Below are 14762 nucleotides of genomic sequence, written 5' to 3' on the forward strand. Positions count from 1 at the left end.
ATCGCTGCATTACTCGCGACCTTCAGAGGCTTGGCTTGGTACAACTGTTATATTAACTTACGCTTTCAATTGACCGTCTCTCCCGCCCATTCCAGCGCACGGGCAATATAATCATTCCAGAAATCCCAGTTATGCAGCCCTGGGCCCTCCGTGTAGATCACGGGAACATTCTCAGTCCGCAGGAAATCCCGGAAGCGTTGATTAACATCCAGCAAGAAGTCCCCTGTACCACAGGCCATATAGATTTGCGGGATGGGCATCCTTTTTTCCTTCAACTGCAAGACCAAAGCTTCCGGATCTTTATCACTGCCCTCAAGCTGATTCAGATCACCAAATACTCGCCGGAAATAGCTGTAATCGGCTATCCCATCACTATATCCAGGCTGTGCACTTGCTATTTTGTAGGAAATAAGGGCTGAAGATAACGCGATAATACCGCCGAAATGTTCGGCATATTTCAAGCCGTTTCGGATCGCCCCATACCCGCCCATGGATAAACCACCAATATAAGTGTCTTCCCGGCGTCCGGAGAGCGGAAACAGTCCACGCGTGAATTCTACCAGTTCCTTGCCTACATATTGTCCATGCAGATCCCCCTTATCCTCATCATCCAGATAAAAATGATTTTCACCTGCCGGCATAAATATAGCCATCCGGTATCGGTCAGCAAGCTCACGTATACGCGAGAAAGTAATCCAGTCCCATTGACTTCCCGAGTATCCGTTCAGCAGATATAGGGATTTAAGGGGCTTCTGTCCGTTCATCGACTCAGACTGTCCCGGAATCATGGGTGAGTCCACTGGCAGAAGGGCGTTAAACGACACTTCTCTGCGCATGCTTTTTGAAAAGAAGTTTACCTGTACTGTGGCCATATATGCAACCTCCTGATTTGGGTCAAATCCGATATTCCACGAACTCACCAGAATCTTCGGTATACCTCACGATGGATTGATACGTTTTGAGGTCAACTGTCAGTCGGCATTGCTGTTCACCCAGAATCCACGCCAGACATATGATATCATCCGTTGATTCCAGCACACTAAACTGCCCTTGAAACGCCTGATGTGTATTCCGAAACCGGATTAACTCCGTAAGGCGAAGCACGACCTTTTTCTCCAGCTGCCGCTTAATTTCCTCCATCGTATAGTTCTGGCGATTAATCTCTCTTCCCTCACCGGTCAGTGCAACGCGCTCCAGATCATTTACTCCAGCGAAGAGTCCCACATAATAGACCTGGGGAATACCCGGAACAAAAAACTGAATGGCTCGCGCCGCGAGGTAAGCATCATCATCTTCATTCAAGGCACTGTAATACGTGCACCGGATCTGATGTACATCAAAGCCATCCTCCGATTTATGTTTATCGGACAATATAAGACTGAGGTTGGCTCCACGCTCCAGACATGTATCCACTATCCGCTGTGCAACCTGCGTTTCGATTAATCCATCCAGATCCGGTTTGACCGGAATGCCGTCATGACAATCCAGCATCGTAAACTGTTTGGCAGGTCTAGTCTCCAGATAACGGCACAATTCACCGCCAGAACGGTTAATCAATGCCTCCAGGACCCGGTATGGCAGTATAAAATCGTATATCCAGCAGCCGTATTCCGCCAGCTTGTACTGTATGCTGTAATGAGCATGTACCTCGGGCAGCAATTCCATCTCCAGCTCATCGGCTAACGCCTTCACCCAGTCCAGGAAAACGTAAATATCCGGTTCAACAAAGAAACAACTGGTTCCCAACTTTTTAATTACGTAGCCAACCGCATCCAGCCGCACCATTTTGACATTGTTCTGTTTGAAGTTCACAAAGAAGGAGCGAAGCAATTGCTGAGTGACAGCAGCGCGAATATCAAGGTCAATCTGTTCCGACGGATCGGTCTTGCCAAAGGTGGTCCATACCTTCTCCTCCTGGCCATTCTCCTGAATGACAAAACTGGAATATGGGACTTCACGCCGTAAAAACATGTTGTCGATATGTTCTTGAACGGGATTACCATCTTCCCACACCTTATCCAGCGTCAAGAACAGATCCGCATATTCAGATGCACGTCCTTTAATCAGAAAATCCTGAAAATAGGGGGACTGCTGTGAAATATGATTGACCATCAGATCCACCAGTACATCTGTATGCTCGCCAATGGAGCGAATGTCATCCCAGGAACCAAACGCAGGATCAATTTCCAAATAGGTCAGTGGAGCAAATCCGCGGTCTCCCGAGGAAGGAAAGGGTGGCAATATATGGACCCCTCCCGGGAAAAGATCGGCAAAATCCGTTCGCAGCAATTGGTCCAGCGTGCTCAAACTGCCTCCAAGTGAATCTGGATACGTTATTAATTGAACCTGATTTTTAAGCATAGGATGCACCCTCTTCTATTCCAAACTCTTGTCTGATCGTCTTGAGTGGTGGCAGATCCACGATGGCACCACTGTATCGTAATTTATAGGCACTGACAGCAAACCCCGACTTCAGTGCTTCGTGGAGTGTGTAACCCTCCACAAGTCCGGTATAAAAGCCTGACCAGAAGGCATCTCCAGCCCCCGTTGTATCCACGACCTCTGTTGCACAGGAAGCAAACGTCACGATCTCTTTGCCATTCGAGACCATCGCTCCGTCTTCCCCCAACGTCAGAATCACCAACCGGGCCCCCAATGCCAAAAATCGTTGCATATGCTGCTCTGCCGTTGCTTCTCCAAACAGACGGTCCGCATCATCCTTGGATGGTTTGATGAAATCCACCTGCGGGATCATCGCTTTGACATAAGCCACACCATCTTCTCCTGGCTGCCAAATCATTGAATGAAAGTTCGGATCAAATCCGATATATATCCCTTTCCTTCTCGCTTCAATCATAACTTTTTCCACCGTATCCCTGGCTGGCTGTCGCGATAAAGGCCAACAGGAAAAATGAATGATCTTGGAATTACCCAGCAACGACTCAAGTGATGCATCGTAATTCAGTTGATAATCAGCCGCCCGATAAAAAATCGGGATGGGCGTTCCCTTGCTTTTACTAACCACAACCATGCTAGTAGCTTCATTCACACGTTTAATGCTTGCTATATCCATACCCGCCTGCTGAAGATGTTGCAGTAAAAATGTCCCAAATCCATCCTCTCCAACGGCTGAAACAATACGTGACCGTATCCCGAGCCGATTGACATTGATCGCGATGTTGGAAGGTGCACCTCCAACATAACGTGTATACCCGTCAGATTCTGCATGATCTCCGTATTCATTGGATATCAGATCCACCAGCAACTCACCGATAGCTAACAGATCATTGGAACGATTCTCAAAAGTAATCCTTTCATCCAGCTCAAACATAGTCTTCCCTCCTCTAAGCATTGCCAGCATCATCTAAAAAGTAACAGCATGACAGAACAACCTTATTGTAATAACGTTTCCTATCTGATGCTTTAATTAAGACGTGCTCTTTTTTTAAAAATCAGTCTTCCTATACGCTCGGACCAGACTCTGAATGTACTCCGATCGAATACGCTGGCTGATGTCCGCTTCGGGAACGACATGTTCAGAAGCATGGTAACAACCCGGGTACAGATGAAACTCAACCTCCACTCCATCCCTTGCCAGCCGGGTGACATAATCTAACGTCTCGTCACGGAAGAGATCAAGTTCGCCAACACACATATAGGCGGCTGGCAAATCCGACAGATCGGTCGCAAGGCCAGGGCTAGCATAGATTGGAACGCCCTCCGTTAATTCCTGCCCCAAATACATGCGCCATGCTTCTAGGTTGTTTGCACGATTCCATACCGACGGATGCGTAATCTCATAACTGGACGGCGTCACATTGCGATGATCCAGCATCGGATAGAGTGGCATTTGAAACATGATCCCGGGACCATGACGATCTCTCGCCAAAAGTGTAAGAGCCGCTGCCAAACCACCACCCGCACTGGCCCCGCCAACGGCAATACGATGGCAATCCATTCCCCACACCTCAGCTGAAGCGAATATCCATTGCAGCGTGCTATAACAGTCTTCTAACCCTGCAGGATAAGGGAATTCAGGGGCCAAGCGATAATTCGGGGAAACCACAATACAGTCCGCAGCGGACACAAAGTCGATACAAAGCTGATCATCCGCTTCGGGGCTGCCTAAAATCAAACCACCGCCATGAATCCATAATAACGTCGGTCGTTTCATGATATCCGCATGGCGTGGCTTATAGAGTCTGACCTGCAGCTCATTCCCGTGTACCCCGCGGATCTGCAAATCCACAATCTCGACAGCTTTGGATTGCTGTACCGCCTGAGGATGTATAGCACGTATTTGCATTAAATCTTCGGGAAGTCTGAACGGTTCCAGTATGGATAATCCTGCCCGTAATTCCGGAACCACACGCTTCTCAAACTCCATGGGTTATCCTCCATTCTCATAACTACCAAGTACTGGGGCTTCGTACACTTCTTTGCTACAATATCATCACATTTATTCCTACGTTGCATGGCCCTTCAAACGTTCTTCAATGCATTCAAAATTTAAATGAACATAATCCATGTGGATGATCTGATCTTCAAATACGAAACGAATACGGTCGTAATGTGGAGAGTCAGGCATGCATATACATATCTCCAAGGTGGATGAATGAATCCATGACCCTTTGACAGCAACCAGCCTCCCTGAAGGCAATCGTGCCTCTCCCCATTCATATCGACCTGACAATCCTTGTGTGCCCGCATCATCCTTCCATTCAAAATACCAGGATTGGTTCGTCAGACTCAGGGCGATACACTTCAGATTTTGTTTGTTCTGCTCCAGCTTATAACGTCTGGTGCCTGTAACCGGCATAGACTCATGAATACTCGTCTTATGCCCCACTTCCAAGTTCGTGAGTCTCTCCGAAAGCTGCTGTTGTGCAGACAAATTCGGAGGCAGAGCAGCATCCTGCATCGCAGGCAGCAGATGTGTCCATATTGCATCCATTACACGTTGCATGTCGCTCAGTCCGGCCTGGATCGCAATCACTGCATTCCGCTCCGGGAGTACAATGCAGTACTGTCCAAATGCTCCGTCTGCCCTATATGCCTGATGACGACATTGCCAGAATTGATACCCATAACCCTGTTGCCAGTCTATATTCGCATCCTCTTCACCAGATGAACTGACATTGACACTATTTACTTGACAGGAAGTGGCCTGCTGTATCCATGAGGGCGACAACAGCGACGTACCGTTCCACTGTCCTTGATTTAGGAGAAATTGACCAAACTCGGCCACATCTCTCGTTCGAAGTGATAACCCCCAGCCACCGATGTTTCCCCCTTCAGACGTTTGCTCCCAGATGGGCTTGGAAATTCCCAGGGGCTGAAACAATCTGGGATGCAGATAATCGGCGAGGCAAACACCCGCGACTCGCTCCACAATGGCACCGAGCACATAACTGGCTCCTGTGTTGTATAGAAAATGTGTCCCGGGTTCATGAACGAGAGGCTGGTCAAAAAATGCCTGGATTTCATCACCGTCTGTTCGGTCACCAATCCGCAGTTCGGCACGGTAGTCCATAAATCTGCCTGTTGTACCCAATCTTGCGGTATCGGTATCATGACCTGTTGTCATGGTTAACAGATGGCGGATTCTCAGCTTTCCCATGTCTATAGATGATTGCGCTGGCTTAACCTCGGGAAAATAATTCAGGACCGGGTCCTCCACTGACAGCAAGCCTTCCTGCAAGGCGAATCCGGTTGCCATCGAAGTAAAACTCTTTGTGAGAGAATATACAGCATGCGGCATCTCCGGACGATAAGGCTTCCACCATCCTTCGGTAACAAGATGTCCATGTCTTTTCAGCACGAATCCATGCAGCTCAATGCTTTCGGCTTCAACCCATGCCAGAAAATCGTTGATACCTGCTGAAGTTGTCCCCTGTTCTTCAGGTGTACTTGGTGGACAGAATGTATTCCGTTTCATTGTGTTCTCCTTCCTGTTCCTGCAGTATAACTTTTATGTCAACCGGTTGACATATTTAACACACAAAAAGTGTGCCCTTTCTAAAGCACCCTTCTATGTGGTTTCCCGTTCAACCAACTGGACCGGAAATAGGTTCATATTTGGCACATCTTCTCCATTAATTTGCTTCACCACCAAATCGATAATCCGTTCGGACATCTCCTCTATGGGCTGTCTGACACTGCTCAGACGCGGGCTTAACAAAGAAGCAATCTTGACATCATCATAACCAATGATTCGAATATCCTCGGGAATCTGCCTGCCTGCCTGACGAGAAGCCTGCACAACTTCGGCTGCAATCACATCACTGCTTGCAAATATAGCATCCACATGCGGATATTCGTGAAGGAAGCGAATGATCTCTTGTTCAATCTCCTGTTCATCCTTAACAGATGCATCCAGCTGCAAATGAATCGGGTCGTAGCCCGCCTGAGTCACGACTTCATCATAGCCTTGTGCTCTTCCGTTCGCCAGCAACGCCACATGATGCGGCCCGCCGATACCTCGATAGATAAATGCAGGCTGTCTGCATTTCTTATCCAGTAGCAACTGTGTAGCGAGTCTGCCCCCCATCTCATTGTCCGAAGAAACCACCGGAATATTGTCTGCCACTTCACGATCCAAAGAAACAATGGGCAGATTAAGATTCAGATAATGCTCGACATCAAGCACAGAGCTACCTGTAATGATGCCGTCAACTTTGTTTTTTTTCAACATATCAATATACTTACTCTCTTTGACAAGGTCACGATCCGAGTTACAGAGCAGTAACTTATATCCCTGTTTATCCGCATAATACTCGAGATAATACGTCAGCTCACTAAAAAACGGATGGGAAACATCAGGAATAATCAATCCAATCATATTCGATTTTCTCCGAAATAAAGCTCGTGCCATCTCATTGGGCTGATAATCAAGCTCTTTCATAACACGATATACATTCTCACGTGTTTTCTCGCTAATGTAACCTCTATTGTTTAACACACGGGATACGGTTGTGACAGACACTCCCGCCTTTTTGGCTACATCCTCAATCTTGGGCATATCCGTTAACCACCTTGCTTTTTTTACTCATTATAAACTTTTCATTCTCCTATTACATCCATCCCCCTCTACGCACTATTTCAGTGCACCTTCCGTAATGCCCTTGATGATCTGTTTCTGAAGCAGCAAATACATGATTAACACAGGGATAATCGTCATAATCAATCCTGCCATCAGGGGTGCATAGTCAACGGAATAGGAAGAGAAAAAGTTATAGGTGGATAGTGGCAATGTCTTGTGCGCGGGTGATAATAACACCAGACTTGGCAGCAGATAATCATTCCAGATCCACAAGACGTCCAGCACAATCAGCGTTACAAATACCGGCCTTAACAGCGGCAGCACAATCTGGAAAAAGGTTCGAACCCGGGAGCTTCCTTCAATAAACGCAGATTCTTCAAGCTCAAACGGAATGCCCTTGATGAACCCGTGAAACGTAAATACGCCAAACGGTACACCGAACCCAAGATACATGAAGAGCAAAGTTACCTTAGAGTCGAGCAAGTTCAGGTTGCCGTATAACATCACGAGCGGAATCATTAACACCTGAAACGGCAGTGCAAGTGAAGCCAGCATGGCATAGAAGAGAATGCCGTTCACCCGCCACTTGAATCTCACAAACAGATATCCGGTCATGGATGAGAAAAAGAGAATCAGCAAAACCGCACCAACGGTGATGATGAAGGAATTCATGAATCCGTTCAGGAAATCCATATTATCAAACGCGCTCGCATAGTTACCAAATTCAATACCGGTAGGCAACGACAGTGGGTTCTCCACAAATTGCTGGGTTGACTTGAAAGAGTTCATAATGATTAGCAAAAACGGTGTCAAAAACATAAACAATAGCCCATACAGCAGAGCGGTCTTCAGCTGTGGAAGAAATCGACGGACATTCATCAGGATTCGACCTCCAATCTCTTAAGCAGGTAAGATTGAGTTAGCGCAATGATGGCCACTACTGCGAAAAGCACTACGGCCTCTGCCTGCCCCACTCCGTACTGGTTGGATAAGAATGCCTTTTGTACAATATGATACGTCGCCAGCTCTGTCGAGTTAAACGGACCACCTTTGGTCAACGCCAGGTTGATATCATAGGTCAAAAACGACCTGGAAATGGAAATGAATACGCAAATTACGATGGCAGGTATCGTTAACGGAAGCATAATTCTGCGGATGGTCGCCAATCGGTTCGCTCCGTCTATGCTCGCCGCTTCCAGTACATCATTCGGAACACCTGCAAAACCGGCAATATAAATAATCATCAAATAACCGATCAACTGCCAGGATGTTGTGATGACAAGTGCCCAAAATGCCGTATCCGTATTAGTTAACCATGATGTTTCAAACCAGGACCAACCATATTTGTCCCCCAAATACGGAAGGACCTGTGAGAACAACGTTTGCCACAAATACCCGAGAATGATACCGCCGATCAGATTAGGTGTAAAAAATCCGGTTCGAAGCCATTGTTCTCCTCTTCCGCCACCTGTCAAAACCAATGCGATAAAAAAAGCAGCACCATTTGCAATAATGACCGTAAAAAAGACATACTTCAGCGTGAACCATAATTGTGTCCAGAATACAGTATCCTGCATCACTGCGGAATAATTCGCAAGACCGATAAAGGTGTTGTCTCCTGTGCGAACATCCCAATTCGTGAAGGTAAGATATAAACCAACGATAAACGGGACCACAACAACCGCTAGAAACGCAATAACGGAAGGACCTCCAAAAAGCAAAAATGTGCCTGCATTCCTTAACCGTATTTTTCTATCCATGATGACCTCCTGTGTCCCCCTAAGTCGCTTGAGGAATGAAGGATGAGCACACTGAGTTCATGCCCATCCTTCTGGTTACCTTGTCTGTTCATTCGTTATTTCCCTGCCTGAGTCCCCCAGTAGGCTTGAACCTCGTCAATCAGTCCTTTTCGATCAATCACATCCACCAAATATTTCTGCATGGATGCTCCGGTCTTGGCCCAATAGTCTTGCGGCAGATAGTTAATGACACTGATATTCAGCACCTTGCCCTCATCTACGTACTGGTTAACCGCATCGGAGAGAATGTTGGTGCCTTTCACTTTGACATCTTTGTACGGCAACGCCAGACCCATCTGGCCTACAATCGCCTCTTGCCCTTCATCACTCGTTACAACCCATTCAATAAATGCTTTGGCAGCAGCCTGCTGTGCTTCGGTAGAACCTGAATTATCAATAGCAAACAGCTTTGGCTCGCTATAAGCAACCTGTGTATTGCCATAATCATCCGGATTGTTGCTGATCGGTACAGGAACGATGCCGAACTCTTGATCACGACCTTCAAGGGTGCCAATTACAGCCCATGTCCAGTCACCCATGAAATAGAAAGCCGTTTCTCCTTTCGCAAAATCTGCGCTGTCCTTGTTGTAATCCGCTACAAGCGGATCCTTGCTGCGGGCATTATACTTTTTAAGCAGATCAAACGTGTCCATCAATCCGTTAAATGCAGCGTTATCTGCAAGGGAAGCCGTCCCCTTTTCCAGATCCTCAACGAATTCACGGTTGTCATCTACATTGTTTGATTGAAGCGAGTACGTGAGTCCCAGATAATGCGCTCCAAGCGACCAGTCAGCACCATGAATCATAACCGGAGATTTGCCTGCGGCCTCCACTTTTTTGAAGACAGCCTCCAGATCATCCCGGGTCTTAATCGATTTGGGGTCAAATGTTCCGCCTATGGCTTCTTCAACCACACGTTTGTTATACAAGAGTCCGTATCCTTGCGCTGTCCAAGGTACACCCAGAAATTGGCCATCAAGCAAAGCACCTTCTACCGCACCGGGCTTCGTTAATCCCTCATACTTTGACTTTTCGGAATCCAGATTAAGGAATTTATCTTTATATTGCAGAATCGTACCCGCATCCAGATTGGCTATCGTTGCCGGATTACCCGATGCAAGTAATGATTGGAACTTTTCAAGCTGAGCTCCGCCAATTGGTGTAGGAATTAATTCAATTGTAACCTCGGGATGCAGCTCATGGTATTTTTTGAAAAGATCTTCAAAAACGGAATTTACCTCTGCAGATGTGTTGAAAAAGGTAAGCTTCACCTCTTTGGATGAATCACTAGCTCCATTTGACGCCGTCTGATTCGATGAATCTGATTCCTTGCCTGATGAGCAGGCAGTAATCAGCAACATTAACAAAATTACACCAACAAACGAAACCCATTTCTTTTTCATTCTTAACTTCCCCCCTGGTGTGTTATGAATGCGCATACATTTCTGATGCAGCTTTATCATAAGCGCTTGAGAAGTGATATGTCAACCGGTTGACACAAAAATTCTAGTGATAAAATATCCCTCGATTTTTGGAATAACTCATGAATTAGAAGTCTTTCCAATTAACGGTTTATATTTATCTTTTTTTGATAAAATAATGATGAATCTCTCAAAGAAAGATAACAATCTACAAATAATCTGTAATATGTCAGGTATTTTTCTATCATAAAATATAGTAAAATTTACTATTGAAAGCATTATTTTTCATTAAATTTTCTTGAAGAGGATGTGATCACAACACTATCATAATTGCTTGACAAGCTTTATGAACACGCTTTCATAAGCAGAATCATTTAGAGGAGGTTGAATATTTTGAAATTGAAATGGACATGGAAAAAATCAGTCAATGTTTTATTGGCCTGTTTAACAGCCCTGCCTTTGATGTTAACCCCAACAAATGTGTCAGCAGCCAGCGATGCCAACATTAATTTGTCCTCGGAAAAACAACTGATCAAGGGCTTTGGGGGCATTAACCTTCCTGCCTGGATTGGTGATCTGACTCCCGCTCAACGTGAAACTGCTTTTGGTAATGATCAGAATCAGTTAGGCTTCTCAATTCTCAGGATCTACGTTGATCCAGATTCTAATAACTGGTATCGTGAAGTTGCCACAGCCAAACGGGCTATTGAAAAGGGGGCTATCGTATTCGCATCCCCATGGAATCCTCCGAGCAGCATGGTTGAAACATTCAACCGCAATGGGGACACGAATGCCAAACGTCTGAAATACGACAAATATACCGCATATGCGCAACATCTGAACGACTTTGTAACCTATATGAAAAATAACGGCGTAGATCTGTATTCCATTTCTGTGCAAAATGAACCGGATTATGCTCATGACTGGACCTGGTGGACTCCACAAGAGATCCTTCGATTCATGAAAGAAAATGCCGGGTCCATTCAAGGTACCAAAGTCATGGCGCCTGAATCCTTCCAGTACTTAAAGAACATATCCGATCCAATCCTGAATGATCCGCAGGCACTTGCCAACATGGACATTCTGGGAGCACATACGTATGGAACCCAGATTTCGAATTTTGCCTACCCTCTCTTTAAACAAAAAGGAGCCGGTAAAGAACTGTGGATGACTGAGGTGTATGTTCCGAATAGTGACAACAACTCAGCAGACCGCTGGCCTGAAGCACTAGACGTTTCCTATCACATGCACAATGCCATGGTAGAAGGTGATTTCCAGGCCTATGTGTGGTGGTACATCCGCAGACAGTATGGTCCGATGAAAGAGGACGGTACCATAAGCAAACGCGGGTATAATATGGCTCATTTCTCTAAATTCGTGCGTCCAGGCTACCTGCGAGTCGATGCAACCAAGAACCCGGATACAAACACATTCGTTTCTGCATACAAAGGTGATAACAAAGTAGTCGTCGTGGCGATTAACCGCGGAACTTCAGCCACAAGCCAAAAATTCGTTCTGCAGAATGGTAATGCCTCCACTGTGTCCTCATGGATTACGGACAGCAGTCGAAACCTGGCAAGCGGAACCCCGCTTACCGTATCCAATGGAGCCTTCACGGCACAGCTCCCGCCTCAGAGCGTAACAACGTTTGTTGCCAACATTACTGGCGGAAATAGCGGCGGGAATACAGGCAGTGGCACTACGTATGAAGCCGAGACCGGAACGTCACTTACGGAAGCTGCCATTGAAACGATCAACCCCGGTTACACTGGCTCCGGGTATGTTAACTTCAATGCGATGACTGGTTCAGCCATTCAATGGAACGGCATTAATAACGCTACAACAGGTACCAAAAACGTAAAGTTTCGTTATGCGCTGGAAAGCGGAACACGGAACCTCGACATTTTTGTTAACGGAACCAAAGTCATCAGCAACGAGCCCTTTCCGGCTACGGGAAGCTGGTCCACTTGGGTTGAAAAAACAATACAGGTCCCCATGAACACGGGGACCAATACATTGAAAGTGGTTACCACCGGATCGGAAGGACCGAATATTGACAGCATTAATATTACCGCAGCGCAATAAACGTTCCGTATGGCTGATGGAAGACCATTTGCCGTACGTGCAGCTAAGCACTAACCTCTTGGATACTCAAGTCTAATGTTAGTGTTATATCAAAAAATGCAAAAAAAAAGACTCCTCAAGCGTTAGCTTAAGGAGTCTCTTTATTAGATGCGGTCGAGAGGACTCGAACCTCCACGGGGGTTAGCCCACACGGACCTGAACCGTGCGCGTCTGCCAATTCCGCCACGACCGCATATTGTATCTCCGTAATCAATCTCGGCGACAAGAAATAATATATCATGTGCAATCTATCATGTCAATACTGAAAATAATAACATTAAAGCCCAAACCAGACGTCCATGTCGATTCGGGCTTTTGCCTTTAACTACTCATAGTTTGGTTCAATTCAACGAAAGCATACTACAAATTACAGCTTGGAAGGCCAGTTGCCATACCATGCGTAACCGCCTCTTCTTTCTTTATCAATTTCACTTAAATTGTATTTAACTATCCCGTCACGACCAATTAAGATTGGTTTATCCGTTCCGATCTCATAGAAGCGTGCCCAAATTGGTGCAGCTTTGGAATCAGCGATAATTTTACTATCTCCATTAGCTCTTTCATACTTGTAACCCGTAATTTTCACCTTGTTAAACCAATCCTCCGCTCCTTTAATGGACGCCGTGATTTTAGCGTTAGCAGGTCTGGTTTTCAGAAATTTAACAATCGTTACACTCTCTCCAGCTGTCAGCGATGGCACTTCGTAGATTCTTGCGCTCGCTGGTTTAAGGGAACTGGAATCATGTTGTTGTCCCCATGCTGTCAGCTTACCACCTGAAACGACCTGTGTATTCAAAATCGCCTCCACACCTTTGGCAACTGAATTTTTACTGCGGTTAGCAAGTGTGCTGTCGATAAACGAGAAATCACCTTTGCGTGCCGCTACTTCATCCAGCATGATCATTACATTAATCATGGCATCATCATTGTAAGTGATGTGCTTGTGATATCCGGAGCTTTGGTAAACTTGTGGCCATCCCCCGTTTGAATACTGCATGTTGATCAAAAAATTAATCCCTTTGATTGTAGCTGTAGAGTATCGCGGATCATTCGTCTTTTTAAATTCCTTCGCCAATCTTCTAATTTCTGAGTATGTAGCCTTGTTGTCAATCGTGGACTTCGCCCACTCTCCACTTGTTTGTTTATAATCTTTTCTCCAACCTCCATCCGGCAGCTGGTTCTTCAAAATATCAGAAATACTCGCTGTTGTACCCGATGCATCCGCAGCAGATACCGTCCCCACAGGGAGAACTGCCATTCCAACTGCTGAGAACACCATCGTGCATGCCAAAACAAAAGTAATTATTTTCTTCGCTTTCAAATGTAACACTCTCCTATGTTCGTTTTTATAAATCTTCCACTTCTACTTTACCTATGATACGTGTCCCTAAACCTCCTTTATTTGTATTTATCGCATAATAAAATCAATTTTAATCCAATATGTGGATTGGATAATCAGATAATATGCAAAAAATCGATTTTTGTCAATATATGCAACTTAATGAATATAATATCTCTAATTCTACATAACGGGATAGTCCTTTTAACTCATGACAAACCTATTTATTTATCCAGATTCATCTTAAACGAATCAATAATGACGTTTTTGTCATGAATGGTACCCAAACTTGATCCCTTCTTTCATATAAAAACCTTAATTCCGCTAACATTGAGGTATTACGAAAGGGTTTAAATGGGTTTGACAATTACGCATTTATGCAATATAGTTTCAAATAGTTACAAAAACTTAATTATTCATTGCCGAGTTTCATGTTTGAAAACGGGGGAACCATTTTGGGTGAATTATTCTTATACATAGGAAATATAGGGAACCTTCTACCGAACCCTTAGCTAACTCCGTAGGCATCGAAGGGAGAACATTGATTTTGAAAAAACTGATTATCTCCATTTTTGGAGCAGCTGTATTATTTACATCCGGGGCAACAAGCACAGAGGCAAGCAGTATCAACTCCGTAGTGAACAACATGACAGGTATACCTTACAAATGGGGTGGCACGACTGTAGCCGGCTTCGACTGTTCTGGTTTTATGAGATATATTTTCAACAAATACAGCATTGAATTGCCACGTACTTCGCAACAGCAAGCCAAAGCAGGTACTCCGGTAGCCAAAAGCAATGTTCGGACAGGTGATCTGGTGTTCTTCAATACAATGGGCAAAGGCATTTCACATACAGGTGTATATATCGGCGGCGGACAATTCGCTCATGCCTCCAGCAGTAAAGGTGTAAGCATTACGAAGTTATCGAATCCATACTTCAATGATCGTTACGTAACAGCACGTCGGGTAACTGGACAGTTTATGTATGATAAAATGTTAGGTAAAATGTAATTCACATACAAAAAGGCATCGGTTA

The 14762-nt window shown here is 45.3% G+C and carries 12 protein-coding genes, 1 tRNA gene and 1 riboswitch; of the genes, 2 read left to right on the forward strand and 11 right to left on the reverse strand.

Annotated features, from left to right (window positions below; genetic code table 11):
- Positions 1-65: 65 nt before the first annotated feature.
- The 9 genes from D829_RS0113025 to D829_RS0113065 form a co-directional block, all read right to left on the reverse strand.
- Positions 66-872, reverse strand: a complete 807-nt coding sequence (locus D829_RS0113025; RefSeq protein WP_017689340.1) for an alpha/beta hydrolase-fold protein — start codon at positions 870-872, stop codon at positions 66-68.
- A gap of 22 nt (positions 873-894) precedes the next feature.
- Positions 895-2361, reverse strand: coding sequence for a sucrose phosphorylase (gene gtfA / locus D829_RS0113030; RefSeq protein WP_017689341.1), 1467 nt, complete (start codon positions 2359-2361; stop codon positions 895-897).
- Entirely contained in the window at positions 2354-3331 is a 978-nt protein-coding gene (locus tag D829_RS0113035; RefSeq protein WP_017689342.1) for a carbohydrate kinase, read from the reverse strand. The genes gtfA and D829_RS0113035 overlap by 8 nt, the downstream gene beginning before the upstream one ends.
- A 114-nt stretch (positions 3332-3445) precedes the next feature.
- A complete protein-coding gene (locus tag D829_RS0113040; protein WP_017689343.1) occupies positions 3446-4387 on the reverse strand; it encodes an alpha/beta hydrolase in 942 nt (313 codons plus the stop codon).
- 78 nt (positions 4388-4465) lie between these two features.
- Positions 4466-5938 (reverse strand): serine hydrolase, encoded by a 1473-nt coding sequence (locus tag D829_RS0113045; RefSeq protein ID WP_017689344.1) that lies wholly within the window; start codon positions 5936-5938, stop codon positions 4466-4468.
- 93 nt (positions 5939-6031) lie between these two features.
- Entirely contained in the window at positions 6032-7021 is a 990-nt protein-coding gene (locus D829_RS0113050; RefSeq protein WP_017689345.1) for a LacI family DNA-binding transcriptional regulator, read from the reverse strand.
- Positions 7022-7096: 75 nt separating this feature from the next.
- Positions 7097-7921 (reverse strand): carbohydrate ABC transporter permease, encoded by an 825-nt coding sequence (locus tag D829_RS0113055; RefSeq protein WP_017689346.1) that lies wholly within the window; start codon positions 7919-7921, stop codon positions 7097-7099.
- On the reverse strand, positions 7921-8802 hold the full coding sequence (locus D829_RS0113060; RefSeq protein ID WP_017689347.1) for a sugar ABC transporter permease: 882 nt from the start codon (positions 8800-8802) through the stop codon (positions 7921-7923). The genes D829_RS0113055 and D829_RS0113060 overlap by 1 nt, the downstream gene beginning before the upstream one ends.
- 95 nt (positions 8803-8897) lie before the next feature.
- A complete protein-coding gene (locus D829_RS0113065) occupies positions 8898-10244 on the reverse strand; it encodes an ABC transporter substrate-binding protein (protein WP_017689348.1) in 1347 nt (448 codons plus the stop codon).
- A 417-nt stretch (positions 10245-10661) separates the two neighbouring features.
- Here D829_RS0113065 and D829_RS0113070 point away from each other — a divergent pair, with 417 nt between their 5' ends.
- Complete coding sequence (locus D829_RS0113070) at positions 10662-12347, forward strand: carbohydrate-binding protein (protein ID WP_036660960.1); 1686 nt, start codon at positions 10662-10664, stop codon at positions 12345-12347.
- A gap of 148 nt (positions 12348-12495) precedes the next feature.
- On the opposite strand, the gene D829_RS0113075 is transcribed toward D829_RS0113070, so the two are convergent.
- Positions 12496-12579 (reverse strand) — tRNA-Leu (locus D829_RS0113075).
- A gap of 174 nt (positions 12580-12753) precedes the next feature.
- Positions 12754-13716: a pectate lyase gene (gene pelA / locus D829_RS0113080; protein ID WP_026081157.1), complete on the reverse strand. Its 963-nt coding sequence runs from the start codon at positions 13714-13716 to the stop codon at positions 12754-12756.
- Between the two features lie 419 nt (positions 13717-14135).
- A riboswitch (cyclic di-AMP (ydaO/yuaA leader) is annotated at positions 14136-14267 on the forward strand.
- A gap of 5 nt (positions 14268-14272) precedes the next feature.
- Between pelA and D829_RS0113085 the strand changes: the two genes are divergently transcribed.
- Complete coding sequence (locus D829_RS0113085; protein ID WP_017689351.1) at positions 14273-14737, forward strand: C40 family peptidase; 465 nt, start codon at positions 14273-14275, stop codon at positions 14735-14737.
- Positions 14738-14762: the final 25 nt, after the last annotated feature.

Source organism: Paenibacillus sp. PAMC 26794 (assembly GCF_000316035.1).
In the GTDB taxonomy this organism is placed as follows: domain Bacteria; phylum Bacillota; class Bacilli; order Paenibacillales; family Paenibacillaceae; genus Paenibacillus.

Excerpts from the sequence above, each read along its gene's own strand:
- D829_RS0113035 (WP_017689342.1), bottom strand. The coding sequence starts at position 3,331 with ATGTTTGAGCTGGATGAAAGGATTACTTTTGAGAATCGTTCCAATGAT.
- D829_RS0113025 (WP_017689340.1), bottom strand. The coding sequence starts at position 872 with ATGGCCACAGTACAGGTAAACTTCTTTTCAAAAAGCATGCGCAGAGAA.
- D829_RS0113040 (WP_017689343.1), bottom strand. The coding sequence starts at position 4,387 with ATGGAGTTTGAGAAGCGTGTGGTTCCGGAATTACGGGCAGGATTATCC.
- D829_RS0113065 (WP_017689348.1), bottom strand. The coding sequence starts at position 10,244 with ATGAAAAAGAAATGGGTTTCGTTTGTTGGTGTAATTTTGTTAATGTTG.
- D829_RS0113045 (WP_017689344.1), bottom strand. The coding sequence starts at position 5,938 with ATGAAACGGAATACATTCTGTCCACCAAGTACACCTGAAGAACAGGGG.
- D829_RS0113060 (WP_017689347.1), bottom strand. The coding sequence starts at position 8,802 with ATGGATAGAAAAATACGGTTAAGGAATGCAGGCACATTTTTGCTTTTT.
- D829_RS0113050 (WP_017689345.1), bottom strand. The coding sequence starts at position 7,021 with ATGCCCAAGATTGAGGATGTAGCCAAAAAGGCGGGAGTGTCTGTCACA.
- D829_RS0113055 (WP_017689346.1), bottom strand. The coding sequence starts at position 7,921 with ATGAATGTCCGTCGATTTCTTCCACAGCTGAAGACCGCTCTGCTGTAT.
- gtfA (WP_017689341.1), bottom strand. The coding sequence starts at position 2,361 with ATGCTTAAAAATCAGGTTCAATTAATAACGTATCCAGATTCACTTGGA.